General features: G+C 66.7%; 11 protein-coding genes and 4 tRNA genes. 10 read left to right on the top strand and 5 right to left on the bottom strand.

Annotation, left to right across the window (positions count from 1 at the left end; genetic code table 11):
* Window positions 1–16: 16 nt before the first annotated feature.
* A complete protein-coding gene (locus ACRB68_RS30740) occupies window positions 17–2,923 on the top strand; it encodes a class I SAM-dependent DNA methyltransferase (RefSeq protein WP_153538665.1) in 2,907 nt (968 codons plus the stop codon).
* 50 nt (window positions 2,924–2,973) lie between these two features.
* Here ACRB68_RS30740 and ACRB68_RS30735 read toward each other — a convergent pair whose 3' ends face one another.
* The 3 genes from ACRB68_RS30735 to ACRB68_RS30725 all read right to left on the bottom strand — a co-directional run bounded on the left by ACRB68_RS30735 (window position 2,974) and on the right by ACRB68_RS30725 (window position 4,691).
* Entirely contained in the window at window positions 2,974–3,528 is a 555-nt protein-coding gene (locus ACRB68_RS30735; protein WP_153538663.1) for an HD domain-containing protein, read from the bottom strand.
* Window positions 3,529–3,581: 53 nt separating this feature from the next.
* A complete protein-coding gene (locus ACRB68_RS42650) occupies window positions 3,582–4,043 on the bottom strand; it encodes a GntR family transcriptional regulator (protein ID WP_328594983.1) in 462 nt (153 codons plus the stop codon).
* 288 nt (window positions 4,044–4,331) lie between these two features.
* Entirely contained in the window at window positions 4,332–4,691 is a 360-nt protein-coding gene (locus ACRB68_RS30725) for a hypothetical protein (RefSeq protein ID WP_153538660.1), read from the bottom strand.
* A 182-nt stretch (window positions 4,692–4,873) separates the two neighbouring features.
* Between ACRB68_RS30725 and ACRB68_RS30720 the strand changes: the two genes are divergently transcribed.
* Window positions 4,874–5,605, top strand: coding sequence for a helix-turn-helix domain-containing protein (locus ACRB68_RS30720; protein WP_328594982.1), 732 nt, complete (start codon window positions 4,874–4,876; stop codon window positions 5,603–5,605).
* 409 nt (window positions 5,606–6,014) lie between these two features.
* On the top strand, window positions 6,015–6,263 hold the full coding sequence (locus tag ACRB68_RS30715) for a sigma factor-like helix-turn-helix DNA-binding protein (RefSeq protein ID WP_328594981.1): 249 nt from the start codon (window positions 6,015–6,017) through the stop codon (window positions 6,261–6,263).
* Window position 6,264: 1 nt separating this feature from the next.
* Here the strand turns inward: ACRB68_RS30715 and ACRB68_RS30710 are convergent, their stop codons facing one another.
* Window positions 6,265–7,137, bottom strand: a complete 873-nt coding sequence (locus ACRB68_RS30710) for a LysR family transcriptional regulator (protein WP_153538658.1) — start codon at window positions 7,135–7,137, stop codon at window positions 6,265–6,267.
* A gap of 102 nt (window positions 7,138–7,239) precedes the next feature.
* On the opposite strand from ACRB68_RS30710, the gene ACRB68_RS30705 reads away from it, so the two are divergent.
* On the top strand, window positions 7,240–8,070 hold the full coding sequence (locus ACRB68_RS30705; RefSeq protein WP_153538656.1) for an oxidoreductase: 831 nt from the start codon (window positions 7,240–7,242) through the stop codon (window positions 8,068–8,070).
* 161 nt (window positions 8,071–8,231) lie between these two features.
* On the top strand, window positions 8,232–9,212 hold the full coding sequence (locus ACRB68_RS30700) for a LysR family transcriptional regulator (protein ID WP_153538654.1): 981 nt from the start codon (window positions 8,232–8,234) through the stop codon (window positions 9,210–9,212).
* Here the strand turns inward: ACRB68_RS30700 and ACRB68_RS30695 are convergent.
* A complete protein-coding gene (locus ACRB68_RS30695) occupies window positions 9,199–11,832 on the bottom strand; it encodes an RCC1 domain-containing protein (protein WP_153538652.1) in 2,634 nt (877 codons plus the stop codon). The two genes, ACRB68_RS30700 and ACRB68_RS30695, sit on opposite strands and share 14 nt — an antisense overlap.
* 402 nt (window positions 11,833–12,234) lie before the next feature.
* Here ACRB68_RS30695 and ACRB68_RS30690 point away from each other — a divergent pair.
* From ACRB68_RS30690 to ACRB68_RS40660, 5 genes are all read left to right on the top strand, one after another.
* Window positions 12,235–12,320: transfer RNA gene (locus ACRB68_RS30690), tRNA-Ser, on the top strand.
* A 5-nt stretch (window positions 12,321–12,325) separates the two neighbouring features.
* Window positions 12,326–12,398 (top strand) — tRNA-Met (locus tag ACRB68_RS30685).
* 25 nt (window positions 12,399–12,423) lie between these two features.
* Window positions 12,424–12,496: transfer RNA gene (locus tag ACRB68_RS30680), tRNA-Arg, on the top strand.
* 2 nt (window positions 12,497–12,498) lie between these two features.
* A tRNA-His gene (locus tag ACRB68_RS30675) sits at window positions 12,499–12,571 on the top strand.
* A gap of 173 nt (window positions 12,572–12,744) precedes the next feature.
* On the top strand, window positions 12,745–13,575 hold the full coding sequence (locus ACRB68_RS40660; RefSeq protein WP_207709872.1) for an SRPBCC family protein: 831 nt from the start codon (window positions 12,745–12,747) through the stop codon (window positions 13,573–13,575).
* The last annotated feature ends 115 nt before the right edge of the window (window positions 13,576–13,690 follow it).

Raw genomic sequence — 13,690 nt, 5'->3', positions numbered from 1 at the left:
CGTTAAGCTAGACACCATGATTTCTGGTGACCTCAGGGCCAAGGTTGACCGACTTTGGGACTCCTTCTGGACGGGAGGAGTGTCCAACCCAGCGGAAATTCTTGAGCAAGTCTCCTATCTGATGTTCATTCGCACGCTTGATATTGAGCAAACAGCTCAACGGTGGAATGTCGACGCGAAAGAGACACAGGATAAGCGCCCCTCTCTTTCTGTGCCAGACGATCGTTTGCGATGGACGTGTTTGTTGAGTGAAGTTCCAGAGCAAATGTTTTCCATTGTGCGGGATGAGATATTTCCCTGGATCCGAAGTTGTGCCCGAGAGGGTGATGAATCCCTCGCTTACCTTGAAGGGGCCCGCTTCACTATTCCCACTCCCGGTCTGCTCGCCAGGGTCATTGATGTGATTGAGGAGATAGCCAGCGATGAAGTAGATGGTTGGGGCGCCATTTACGAGTACATGCTCAATAAAGTCAACCTCTCAGGAGGTACTGGGATTCTCTCTGCTCCTGGTCAATTGATCGACCTGCTGGTTGAAATGATGGAGCCAAATGAGAGGGATCTGATCTGCGACCCGGCATGCGACTCTGGCGGATTTCTCGTTTCTGCAGCAAAGTATATTAATAAAATTAAAAAAGACACAGATCCACCATCTGAAGAAGGTTATCAGATTCGGATTCAAGGAATTGACTCCAATGTGGCCATGGTGCGCATCAGTGGAATGAATCTACATTTCCATAACTTTGTCGATGCAAATGTTCGCTTTGGTGATGTCCTTGCAGAGGCCGCTACTCGCGAAAGTGGCCGTTATTCTCTGGTGCTCAGCAAACCGCCATTTGTCGGTATCTCACAACGTGAAAGCATTGCAGAAGATTTGCTTTCTGTTGCATCGACTAAGAAGGCGGAACTTTTGTTCATCGTTCGAGTGGCAAAAATGCTGAAAACTGAGGGGCGCGCTGCGATAATTGTTCCGGATGGAGTTCTGTGGGGTTCAACGGAAGCTCATGTGAAGATTCGTCGAATGCTTGTCGACGACCTGGATCTCGAAGCGGTAATCAAACTTCCGAATGGAATCTTCAAGCCGAATAGCGGTATCTCGGCATCGGCTCTACTGTTCAGCAAGCCGGCTTCTAAAAAAAGATCTGATGTTTGGTTCTATGAAGTGATGGCTGATGGCTGGAGTCTGGATGATAGAAGAAAAGCTCTCCTTCCGGAAGAGAAGCTCGGGCACTCACCTCGCGTGAAGTTGACCTCGGCTGAACATGCAAAGAATAATTTTCCCGATCTCTTGAATCGTTGGAAGTCGGCGCGCAATAGCGAAGGCAGGCGAAAGCCGAGCGACCAGAGTTTCCTCGTCTCTAAATCCGCTATAGCTAAAGAAGATTTCAACCTCTCGTTGAATCACTATAGACAGTCTCATGAGAGAAGTAAGTTGACGCGGGAAGGGATACGTCTGGGAAGTTTCACTGAGATATATAGAGGGACGATCTCCGTTAATGATCATAATTTCGATGTTAACCCTAATTCCGACAATGTCGATGTGAAGTGTCGGGTCCTTACTGCTTCTCTGTTGGGTTCTCAGTTGCCTGCTATAGAGCAACTCCCGGTCCGTGTAACGAAACGTGAACCTCGGATACGGCTTAGGGAAGGGGATATTGTTGGACGTGACCTGGCAAGTGTGCGTTACTGGTCCGTTCTTCCTGCCAGCTATGAAGGTGTGCAGCCGGGGAATGGTCTAGTAGTAATTAGGCTTACTCAAGGAACTGTTCCCGCCGAATATGTCGCTGCTTTCCTGTCGAGTCCTCAAGGCGAGAAACAAATTTCACTCTATGAGGGTCGCCCTTCTATCAAGAATGGCGGGCTCGCTGAGGTCCATCTCCCTAAATTTGATGGTGACTTTAATGAAATCCTCCCTTCTTTAGCTCGATTGAAGGAAGGTGTTATTGAGGTTGAAAAAATTCAAAACAGGTTGCGTGAATCGCAGCTACGGATATTTGAAAAAGAGGGGCGAGGTGAGTGGCGCGGCCGCCTAGATGAAGCAGCTGATCTGAGCTCGCTTATTGCTCAGACTTTGCGCAAGCGAAGTGATCCGTATGATGTTTTTCAAGAAACATATCCCTATGGTATTGCGCGATCGGTGCGCAAATTCAGAAATAGTGAAACTCCTGTTGAAAAGCATGAAGCTGCTCTTCAGTGTGTCGAGTCGCTTATTCTTTCAATTGGAATCTTCGCACATGCGGTTGCTGCGTACCGAGGGAGGCAGGAACTTCCCGAAATCGACAAATGGAAGCAGTATGTCGGGCGTGGGGGTGTCTCATTGGGGCACTGGGTCGCAGTGATTCGAGCGGTCGGGGCCGATGCTCGAGATGCTGGTGATCACGCGGCAGGCCTGGCTGAGGCTACAGCGCCTAAGAAAGGCGGGAAGGGACTTATGTCGGACCTTGATCGCTTAGTGCAACTAAGAAATAAGATCCGGCATGGAGCCGGCCCGCGTACTGGTGCCGAGATTGAGAAGAGTCTGGGCCAGCTTGAGAAACTGATGCACAGTAGCCTATCTTGGTGCGCCTTCCTAGCGCGAGCACGGTGGGTGCATGTAAATAGGATTCGCTGGCTTCCTCAGGTGGGTAAGTTTGAGGCTTCTGGGCTCGTCCTGATGGGCGATCATCCTGACTTTGAGCCTATCGCGTTTGAAGCCCCTCTCCCCCTAGCTGACGACAGTGTCTATTTGCTTACTCAGCAGGGAGAGGCGATACCGCTCTCACCTTTTTGTCTTCTCAGTGACTGTCCTACTTGCTTGGCGCCAGAGCTTTACTACCCGGATCGACTCAATGCATCCACTGCCTTGTTGAAGAGCCTTGATCGTGGGCATGAATTAGAAAGCGATGCTATCGCAGCGTCGCTGCGGCCATGGATTGACCTTGATTAGAGGGCGCAGAAATATTTGTTCGTTGCATAATTTAGATCTTGATTGAAAATTCAAGGGCTAGCTGTGATCTGGCTATGTACTCTATGCACGGCGGCGATCAAAGTCGGCGATGCTGTTGTAATAGAGCGATTCACTGGATGTTCACTGCCATAACGTGCCAGGATTTCGGATAGTCGTTCCTCGACGGGCAGGTGATCGCCATCCGGGCTTGTGGTCATGTCGCAGTAGATGAGCGAGTCGGTGAGTTCCGGCGGCTCACTGCCGAACTCGCTGGTCAGTTCGTCGGCGAGTCCGCGCTCGCGTGCTTCCACTACGGCGCATGAGTGGTGCGCGACCAAGCGGCACAGGTGATCGTCGGCTTGGTGGACGTCGCGTAGGTAGCGGGCGCCGTCTAGCGGGTGAAAGCCGGTCGCGACGAGGTCAGGGGCGTAGCCGACGTCATGCAGCCAAGCGGCGGCTTCGAGGAGGTCGGCGCGGTCGCCGAGAGCCGACGCGAGGCTACGAGCCTGCTGTGCTACCCCCTGCGTGTGCGCCCAGCGGCGCGGCAGGGACGTCTCAAGGTGTTGGCGTGCGATCTCACGCGCCCACTCGGCTGTGTTGCTCATGTTCTCGACGTTAGAGGCACAGCGGTGGACGTCCACGGACATGAGCGGATCACTTAGGGACGTCTTGACCTCACGAAGCGCCCCCTGCCATGGATGCACTCGATGAGCCCGGAGCTTTCCAAGCTCGCGAAGGCTTGCCGCGCCGTGAAGCGGGCGACGCTGTAGCGCTCGCAGATGCGCGCTTCGCTGGGCAGCGCATCGCCAGGGCTGAACTCTCCGCTCTCGATCTTGGCTCGCAGGTCGGCGGCGATGCGCTCGTACTGGGGGCACGCCGCAACGGTGGAGGCTTCAGGGTCGTGTACGAACCAGCCGACACCTACCTGAGCCATGACCAACCCTTCGGCTTCGAGCATGGCCAGAGCACGGCGAACGGTGTTGCGCGCCACCTTGAACTCGGCGCTCAGGGGGACCTCGGCAGGAAGCCGGGCCCCGGGCCCGTAGGTGCTGTCCTCGATGCGCTGACACAGTGTGGCCGCAATGCGGATGTAGGCACCCCACGCCGTTGGTCGGCTCACGCGCTGGCCTTTCCAGTCGCATGTGTGGGGCTCGGGACGGATGTCCTGAGCCCCACACGTGGTCCGATGGGAGTCAACCGAGGTCCACGAACGCGCTGATGATGCGCATGGCGAGCCCGCGTCGGTGCTTGCCGACTGCCCAACCGTCGGACGGGGTTGGTAGCACGACGGGGCGGGAAGCGGGGTTCGACCGCCCCGCCGTGCGGATCTGGGAAGCGCTCTGCTTCAGGAGTCGGGTGTCTTCGGACGTCCGGCGTGTGCGGCGATGCTGTCCGGCCGGCCGCGTCATCAGCGACGTGCCGTCCTGTCGTCGGCCGTGTGCGGCGTCAGGTTGCCCTTGATCCGGAGGACGGCGTCCGTGATCCGCTCGGCTTCGGTGATCGGGTCGTTGGACGCCGTGGAGAACCACAGGTGTCCGCCGTCCCGCTCGAAGGGACGGCACGTGATCGTGTCGGACAGAACGGGGTTGTCGGGGCAGCAACCGTCCGCGTCCGGGTTGCGGACGATCAAGTCCTTCTTCGTCAGCTCGACCATGAAGCGGTGCGCATTGAGGTGGGCGGCGAGCGCGGCCAACCGCTGCTGCGGCTCGGGGAGCAGCGGGATCTCATCGGGCACGGCGTCGGTCTCTCGGGGACGGTCGATGGACATGGCGCCTCCTCGGCGACAAGGTCACGGATAGGGGAGTTGACGGACTCGGCGTCTGTGCTCTGGGAGCTTCGGCCTGTGCACCGAGCCTCGCTTCACCTGCGGGACCTCTCCAGCGGCACCTAGGGACGTCTAGGGACGTCTTCTGTTAACGTCGCCTGTGACGCACTCTCCGGGAGGTCCGGGTGAACGACTCGTTGCGGCGTGCCTTTGCCGATGCCCAGCTCGCCGAGGCGGACGTTGCCGCTCATGTCGGGGTTGATCGCAAGACCGTGCGCCGATGGCTCGCCGGCCGCGTCCCCTATCCGAGGAATCGCGAGACGCTCGCCGAGTTGCTCGACGTTGACGAAGGTGATCTGTGGCCGCAAGCCATGCCACGTTCCCCGCTGACCGAGCCGTCAGAGGCGGGTCCTCTCGCCACCTACCCGCACAGGTGGGCCGTCCCCCGAAGCGTCTGGCAACACCACCTGGAAAGCGCGCGACAGGAGATCGGGATCTTGGCCTTCGCTGGCCTCTTCCTAGCCGAGGATGCCGGGCTTCTGCGCGTTCTTGAGCACAAGGCCCGGCAGGGAGTCGCCGTCCGTATCCTCCTCGGCGATCCGGACGGCTCGCGTATCTGCGAGCGTGGCGACGATGAAGGAGTCGGCGACTCGCTCGCCGCCAAGATCCGCAATGCCCTTGTGCTCTACCGGCCGCTCCGCGACGTTCCCGGCGTTGAGCTTCGGCTTCATGACACGGTGCTCTACAACTCGATCTATCGCGCTGACGATGATCTCTTAATCAACCCGCACGTCTACGGCGTCGCTGCCGCACAGGCACCCGTTATGCATCTACGTCGTGTCCAAGACGGCGACATGGCCAGCACCTACCTCGACAGCTTCGCTCATGTCTGGGCGCAAGCTACGGCGCTTGCGTAAGCCTGCCCTGGACAGCAAGAAGCCCCTGTGGAGCCCTTGGGCTCCACAGGGGCTTCTGTGCGGTGATCGCTTGGCTGTAGGTCAGCGGGTCGGGCCACGTGGTGAGGTGTCATGCTCCATCGACGCGGGTGGCCATGGTGATCTTGATTGTGATGGGTGTTCTCCCTCCTGCGAAGGACGGGAGCCAGGGAGCCGAAACGGGGAGCCAACGCGGGTCGGCCTGAGCCGACCCGCATCGACGGTCCCGGACGGTTCGCCGGTCTCTCTTCCTTGTTCGTGCAGGTGAGCGGCCACCCGATCGACTCAGCCGGATCATGCCGGACGAGAGCCAAATAACTCCCCCTCAGTCGTTCCTTAAACCAGGCATAAAGGGGGTGCCCGGCGGGGCGGGGGGTGCGAGGTTCGAGCCGTGGCACTGCGATACGGGAAGAACAGCGAGCCCTTCGCTCCCGGGCCGGCGGGGGAGCGGACGGCCGTCGGGCGGGCCCTGCGGGCGCTGCCGCCCGCGCACCGGGAGATCCTGGCCGAGACGCTCTTCCGGGAGCGGTCGGTGAACGAGGCCGCCGTGACGCTGGGGGTGCCGGTCGAGGTGGTGAAGGCGCGGGTCTACCACGCCATGCGGGCGCTGCGGGTCGCGCTCGACGCCCCCGGCCGGTGACTCAGAGGCCGCGGACGGTCTCGGCGAAGGCCAGCACGAGGGGGCCGGCGGCGTCCTCGGGCCAGGCGAGCGCGACCCGCAGCGGCTCGGCGTCGGTCAGCGGAATCCAGGCCAGGCCGGGCCGGGTGTAGTAGTCCGCCATGCTGGAGGGCGCGAAGCAGATCGCCGCGCCGGCGGCGACCTGCTCCAGCATCTCCTCGACGTTGTCGTTGGTCGGTCCCCAGCGGGGTTCGGAACCGTCGGGGCGCGGGTTGACCGCCCACCAGTCCACCCACGCGCGGGGCGCGCGCTCGGTCCACATGAGCGGCTCGTCGTTGACGTCCATGATCGTGAGATGCGGGCGGGCCGCCAGGGGGTGGGCGGCGGGCAGGCCGACGACGCGGGGCTCGGTGTGCACGATCTCGGCGTGCAGGCCCGTCAGGTCGGCGGGCAGCCAGACGAAGGCGACGTCGACGCGGCCGTCGCGGAGGGCCGGGACCTCGCCGCCCCAGTCGAACCGCTTCGGCTCGACGCGGACGTCCGGATGGCGGCGGGCGAACTCGGCGCGGGCCCGCGTGGTGAGCTCCCCGGCGCCGCTCGCCTCGAAGCCGACGCGCAGGACGCCCGCGCGGTCGCGCCGGTGCCGCTCGGCGGCCGCGGTGACGCGGGCGGCCTGATCGAGGGTGCGGCGGGCCTCCTCGGCCACGTCGAGGCCCGCCGCGGTCGCGGTGACGCCGCCGGCGTGCCGGTCGAACAGGCGGACGCCGAGCTCGGCCTCCAGGTTCTTCAGCGCGTAGGAGAGGGCGGGCTGGCTCACGAAGAGCCGGGCGGCGGCGCGGCCGAGGTTCCCCTCCTCCGCGATCGCGACGAGGTAGCGCAGCTGCCGCAGTTCCATGCCGGGATCATAAGCGCTCTTTATGGAGCGAGTTGATCTCTGTCTTGGACGGGCGGGCGCCGGGCGCGGGATAACGGTGGGGTGGCACGAGAGGAGACAGCGATGAACAAGGTGTGGTTCGTCACCGGGGCGTCGTCGGGGTTCGGGCGGGCGATCGCGGAGGCCGCCCTCGCGGCCGGGGACACGGTGGTCGCCGCCGCCCGGCGCCCCGAGGCGCTGGAGGACCTGGCCGCCGCGCACCCGGGGCGGGTGACGCCGGTCCGGCTGGACGTGACCGACGGCGCGCAGATCTCCGCGGCCGTGGCCGACGCGCTGCTCTGGCACGGGCGGATCGACGTCCTGGTCAACAACGCCGGCCACAGCCAGATCGGCGCTGTGGAGGAGACCACCGACCAGGAGCTGCGCGACCTGATGGACGTGCACTTCTTCGGCCCGGCCGCCCTGACGCGGGCGGTGCTGCCGCACATGCGCCGGCAGGGGACGGGCGCGATCGTGCAGATGAGCAGCATGGGCGGGCAGCTGTCGTTCGCCGGCTTCGGCGCCTACTCGGCTACCAAGGCGGCGCTGGAGCAGCTGTCGGAGGCGCTGGCGGCCGAGGTCGCGCCGTTCGGCATCAAGGTACTGATCGTGGAGCCGGGCGCGTTCCGGACGGCGCTGTTCGGCGGCGCGCTGTACCGGTCGGCGGAGCTGGACGCCTACGCCGGCACCGTCGGGCCGACGCGGGAGATGGCCGGCGGTGCCGACGGCAGGCAGCCGGGCGACCCGGCGAAGGCCGCGGCCGCGATCCTGCGGGCGCTGGAGGCCGAGCGGACGCCGCTGCGGCTGCCGCTCGGCAATGACGCCGTCGACGCACTGGTGGCGCACGCCGACGGAATGCGCGAGGAGCTGCTCGCCTGGGAGAAGGTGTCGCGGGGAACCGATTTCGACGAATAGCGGGAGGGGCGCGCGGAGGCCCCGCCGTCGGCCGGCCGGCCCCGTAGCGATCGCCGTCGTGGCACGGCGGGCATACGGTGACCGGCCGGTCGATCCGGTTGACGGGACCCCCGAACCTCGCGATCTTGGAAGGTCCGCGGAGACCTCCCAGAAAGGCGCCCATGGAACTGCGCCATGTCGAGGCGTTCCTGACACTGGCCGAAGAACTGCACTTCCGCCGGGCCGCCGCCCGCATGCACGTCACCCAGGCCCGGATCAGCCAGCTCATCCGCGAACTGGAACGGGAGATCGGCGCCGTCCTCTTCGAGCGGACCAGCAGGCGGGTGCGGCTCACCGGGCCGGGCGAACGGTTCCGGGAGCGGGCCGCCCCGGGGTACCGGCAGCTCCACCAGGCCTTGCAGGACAGCCGGCGCGACGCCCGTGAGATCGGCGGCGAGCTGAAGATCGGGTACCTGCCCGGCATGGGCGAGCCGGTGACCCGCGTCGTGTCGGCCTTCGAGGCCCTGCACCCCGGCTGCGAGGTCATGGTCAGCGCGTTGGGCCTGCCCGAGGCGCTGCTGCCCTACGAGTTGCTGGTGAGCGGGAAGCGGGACGTGGCGCTGACCTGGGCTCCCGACGGCGGCGCCGCCCGGGCGGCCGGCTGCGGGCTCACGCTCGGCCCGGTCCTGGCGGAGCTCCCCCGGGCGCTGGTCGTCCCGGACGGCCATCCGCTGGCCGCCCGCGGGTCGGTGTCGGCGGACGAGCTGGGGCGCTACGAGCTGCTCAACCTCAGCAACACGGTCCCGCAGCGGGTGCGCGACCTGTGGAGCCCGCGCGCCACGCCCTCGGGCGAACCGCTGCGCTACACCGCCGACGACGTGGCCACGATGGCGGGCAGGTCCGAGCTGACCGCCGAGGATCTGATGATCCTGGTCGCCCGCGGCCGCGGCCTCTACATCACCGTGGACATCCTGCTGGAGCGTTTCCCGTTCCCCGGCCTGGTCCTTCTGCCGATCCGCGGCATGGCGCCGAAGCGGGTGGTGCCGGTGTGGACGACCGCCGCCGAGACCCCCACCGTCCGTGCGTTCGCCGCGCTGGCCGCCGCACCGGCTGACGGGGCCGGTGCGGCGGCCGGCGGCGGCCGGCCGGTCAGAGGGAGCTGACGGCGGACTTCAGGTCGGGGAGGGGGCCGATGTGCTTCGGGTCTCCCGCGGGCTGGGCGGTGCCGGTCTGCTTGAGGATCTGGCGGACCTGGGCGGGGGTGAGGACGGCGCCCGCCTGCTTGGCGACGCCCTGGAGGACGGCGACGGCTCCGGCCACGATGGGGCTGGCGCTGGACGTCCCGTTGAAGGTGCTGCGGTACATCTTGTTGGGGTCGGTCGTGGAGGCCGACAGGTCCTGGGCCCCGGGGGAGCCGGCCGACGCGACGCAGGCGCCGTAGCCCTGGAGGTCCACGCGCGTGCCGTAGGTGGTGTAGGCCATGGCGGTGCGCGCGGCGGGGCGGTTGCGGCCCTCGCAGTTGCCGCCGCCGAGGCTCGGCGGTTCCCCTCCGCCGACCATGATGGCGCCCGAGTCGGTCCGGCTCATGATCAGGGCGGAGACCGGGTCGTTCGGGTCGTCGAGGTTCCTGCTGCCGTTGCCCGCGGCCTCGACCACGGTGATGCCGGCGGCGGTGGCCAGCTGGATCTGGTCGTAGACCAGGGGGTCGCGCTCCACCGGGTAGCCGCCCACGTCGAGTTCCAGCAGGATCACGTCGCCGGCCTGGGAGTGGGAGGTCGCGTAGGCGATGGGCCCGCCGGGGGTGGAGTTGTGGGTGAGCTGGAGCCGGGCGTGGGGGGCGATGCCCGCCATGCCGGCGGAGTTGTCGTCCTGCGCGCCGATGATGCCGATGACGGGGGTGCCGTGCGAGCCGGGGTAGCAGGGGTCGCCGCCGAGCGGCGGCACCTGGACCGGCGCGCCCGCGGGAGCGGGGCGGCCACCGAGGTCTTCGTGGCAGCTGTTCCACTGGGTGTTGGCGAGGTTGTTGGGGTGGACGGGGACGCTGCTGTCGGCGGTGGAGAGGGTGCCGAGCTGGCCGTCGGCGTTGTCGCCCCAGGTGGCGAGGACGGTGGTGAGGAAGTCGGCGACGACGTGCCTGCCGCCGGCGGCGATCGTCCCGGCGGCGGAGGTGCCGGAGATCTGGACGGGGACGCTGCTGTCGCCGTGGCCGCCGTTGCCGAGCTGTCCCTCGTCGTTGTCGCCCCAGGCGACGACGGTGTAGTCGTTGCGGATGGCGGCGCTGAACAGGGTTCCGGCGGTCAGGGCGGTGGCGTTCGTCAGGCCGGAGACCGTGCCGGGGGCGTGCCGGTCGGCCGTGGAGCCGTCGCCGAGCTGGCCGCTGACGTTGGCCCCCCAGGACTTGACGGTGCCGTTGGACAGCAGGGCCAGGGTGTGGAACGCGCCGGTGGCGACCGCGCTCACCCCGCTGAGCCCGGGGACGGCGGCCGGGGTCGGAGAGGCGGTCGTGCCGCCGTTGCCGAGCTGGCCGTTGGCGTTGTGCCCCCAGGTCTTGACGGTGCCGTCGGCGAGGACGGCGGCCGAGTGGCCGAAGCCGGAGCCGACCGCGCCGGGGGCGGTGGAGACGCCGGTCAGGCCGGTGACGGTGACCGGGAGGTTGGAGTCGCCGGTCACGGTGGTGTTGCCGAGCTGCCCGTAGCCGTTGCTGCCCCATGACCTGACGGTCCCGTCGGACAGGGCGGCCAGGACGTTGCCGACGGGGCCGGCGCTGACGGCGACCGCGTTCGTGATGCCGGGGACCTGGACGGGCACGGTGCTCTTGGCGGCGGTGCTGCCGTTGCCGAGCTGCCCGTGGGCGTTGCCGCCCCATGTCCAGACGGTGCCGTCGGACTTCAGCGCGACGGAGAAGGTCCCGGCGGCGGCGACGGCCTTCACGCCGGTCAGGCCGGACACCTTGGTGAGCGCGGAGGGGCGGCTGACGGTGGTGCCGTCGCCGAGCTGGCCCTGGCTGTTGTCGCCCCAGGCCCATACGCCGTGCGAAGCGGACGCGTCGACCATCAGGGAGTGCTTCTCCCCGGCGGCGGTGGAGCCGGGTGTGGGGTTGACGCCCTCGCCGAGGGTGCCGCTGACCTCGATGTCGGTGACGGTGATCCCGTCGCCCTTCCCCGCGGTCTGCGCGTTGGCGTAGTCGGCGTCGACACCGGTCCCGGCGAGGGAGCCGACGGGGTTGCGGTAGCTCTGGTAGGAGCGCAGCGGCTCACTGGGCGACCGGGCGACGGGCTTGGCGACGGCGATCTCGACGGAGGGGAGGGCGTTGAGCTCTCCCAGCACGGATTCGATGCCCTTCGGCACGAAGACGGTGAACCAGGAGTTCAGGTCGGGCAGTTTCCGGCCGGAGCGTTTCTCGAACCTGATCCGGTCGGCCGTGACGTCCTGCTCCGGGCGGTCCGACAGGGGCTTGATCCAGGCGCCGGGATGGCGCGCGAGCACGGCGGTGACCGCGGCGGCGTCGCCGGCCCCGGCCGCTTCGAGCCGGTGGCCGCGGAGGCGCATCCCGCGGCCGGCCTTGAACTTCACCGAGATCTCGGTGGTGGAGAACTCCTTGCCCAGCGGGCCGCGCGCGCCGGGCGCGGTCAGTTTGTCCTTGGCGTGGTCGTACACCGGTGGCGCCGGCGGGGGCGCGGCGAGCGCCGGCCCGCCGGCGACCGTGCCGGGTAACGCCCAGGCCACCGCGAGGGCGGTGACGCGGGCCTGCCAGGGGATGCTGCGGATCCTGAAGATGGACATGACCGCCTCGTGGGTGTCATCCGGATGCGGCGGCGGGTGCCCGTCGCCGCCGGAGAGCCTTGCAGAGGCGGCCGAAACCCATCAACGGCAATGTGCTTCCGCGGCGATTAGCCAGGTTTATCGGTGCGCACCATGCAGATCAGGTAGGGCGCCATGGCGTCGCGCGAGCGCGGACTGAGTCGTTAAGAGAAAAAGGGCTTGCGGGTGCGGAACCCTTCGGGCAGAGTGAACGTCATACGGAGCGACACCGAGCAGGGGAGGGGAACGGAAATGATGCGTCATCGAATGCACAGTAGCCGCCGCCACCCCCATGGTCTCGGGAGCCGCCGCCGGACGTGACCCGCACGTCGCGACGTCGAACCGCCCGCAGACCCCATGGTCGGCGGGCGGTTTCGTCATCCCGGAGGGTTGGCCGAGAGGTAAGGCAGCGGTTTGCTACGCCGTCGTCAGGGGCGCCCCCTGCGCGAGTTCGATTCTCGCACCCTCCGCTCCGGGCGGATAGGAACGCTGGTGCGTTCGGCGGTCTCATAAACCGTTTCAGGTGGGTTCGATTCCCGCATCCGCTACGCGGTGCCCACAATTGAATATCGCGTCTCCGTGGCGTAGTGGATAACGCGTCGGGCTACGAACCCGAAGAACGCAGGTTCGAATCCTGCCGGAGACACGGCGGCCGTGGTGTGGTGGTCTGCACACCAGGTTGTGGCCCTGGAGGTCCACGGTTCGATCCCGGGCGGTCGCCCTTGCCGCGCCCCGGCGGCGTACGCCGCCGGGGCGCGGTTTCCTTGTCATATGGCAACCATTTCGCGGCGTCTTGCCGCAGGCCGGACGGCCCGCCGGACGGCGTTCCGCGAAAACCTTGTTTGCCCGCCGGCACACGGGGGAGGGCCGGACCACGATGACGAGGAGGACGTGATGAGCACCATCGAGCACTCCGTCGACGTCGATGTGCCGGTACGGGTCGCCTACGACCAGTGGACGCGGTTCGGCGAGTTCCCGCGCTTCATGGACGGCGTCGACGCGATCGAGCAGATCTCCGAGACGCGCACCCGCTGGCACACCAGCATCGCCGGTGTGAACCGCGACTTCGACGCCGAGACCACCGAGCAGATCCAGGACCAGCGGGTCGCCTGGGTCTCGCTGGACAAGCCGCGGCAGGCCGGCGCGGTCACCTTCAGCCCGCTCGGGGCGGACCGGACCCGGATCCGGCTGGAGATGGACTTCGAGCCCGAGGGCGCCGTCGAGAAGATCGGCGACGCGCTCAACCTCGTCGACCGGCGCGTCAAGGGCGACCTCGAGCGCTTCAAGGAGTTCATCGAGTCCGCGGACCGGCCGGCGGACACCGCACTGCCGGGCGAGCCCGCCCCGCCCGTCGGCGCCGTCGGCGCGCCCGGTGCGGCCCCGCCCGGTGTCGTGCCGGGCGCCGAGCCCGCCTCGGGCCTCGGCGGCGAGCCCGGCTCGCCCGTCGCGGACGTCCCGCACACCCGGCCCGACGCCGGGCTCGGCCCGCAGTCCGGCATCGGCCCCGGAGCGCGCGCGGACGACGAGTTCGGCGCCGGCCCCGGCACGCGGCCCGGCGAGCAGTTCGGCGGCCGGACCGGCTCGGCCGCGCGGCCCGGCGGTGAGAACGACATGGGCTCCGCGCTCGGCGAGCGCCCCGGTCTGCCCGCCGACCACCAGATGGGCGGCGGCCTGTCCGCGCTGCCCGGCGACGAGGAGCGGCCCGGCGAAGGGCGCCGTCCCTAAAGACCTCCGGCAGGGGGCATCGATGGCCGGGTGCGGCCTTGCACCCGGCCATCGGTGTGCCCGCAGATGAATTCCGCGCCCGCGCCGGGTCTGTACCTCCGACCGTCCCTGAGGT

Source organism: Actinomadura macrotermitis, assembly GCF_009604375.1.
GTDB classification, from domain to species: Bacteria; Actinomycetota; Actinomycetes; order Streptosporangiales; family Streptosporangiaceae; genus Spirillospora; species Spirillospora macrotermitis.
Note: the sequence above shows the minus strand (reverse complement) of the source record. Positions and strands in the feature narration are given on the sequence as shown.

Bases quoted from the DNA above. Each gene is read 5' to 3' on its own strand.
- ACRB68_RS30740 (WP_153538665.1), top strand. From the start codon at position 17: ATGATTTCTGGTGACCTCAGGGCCAAGGTTGACCGACTTTGGGACTCC.
- ACRB68_RS30735 (WP_153538663.1), bottom strand. From the start codon at position 3,528: ATGAGCAACACAGCCGAGTGGGCGCGTGAGATCGCACGCCAACACCTT.
- ACRB68_RS30725 (WP_153538660.1), bottom strand. From the start codon at position 4,691: ATGTCCATCGACCGTCCCCGAGAGACCGACGCCGTGCCCGATGAGATC.
- ACRB68_RS30710 (WP_153538658.1), bottom strand. From the start codon at position 7,137: ATGGAACTGCGGCAGCTGCGCTACCTCGTCGCGATCGCGGAGGAGGGG.
- ACRB68_RS30705 (WP_153538656.1), top strand. From the start codon at position 7,240: ATGAACAAGGTGTGGTTCGTCACCGGGGCGTCGTCGGGGTTCGGGCGG.
- ACRB68_RS30700 (WP_153538654.1), top strand. From the start codon at position 8,232: ATGGAACTGCGCCATGTCGAGGCGTTCCTGACACTGGCCGAAGAACTG.
- ACRB68_RS30695 (WP_153538652.1), bottom strand. From the start codon at position 11,832: ATGTCCATCTTCAGGATCCGCAGCATCCCCTGGCAGGCCCGCGTCACC.
- ACRB68_RS40660 (WP_207709872.1), top strand. From the start codon at position 12,745: ATGAGCACCATCGAGCACTCCGTCGACGTCGATGTGCCGGTACGGGTC.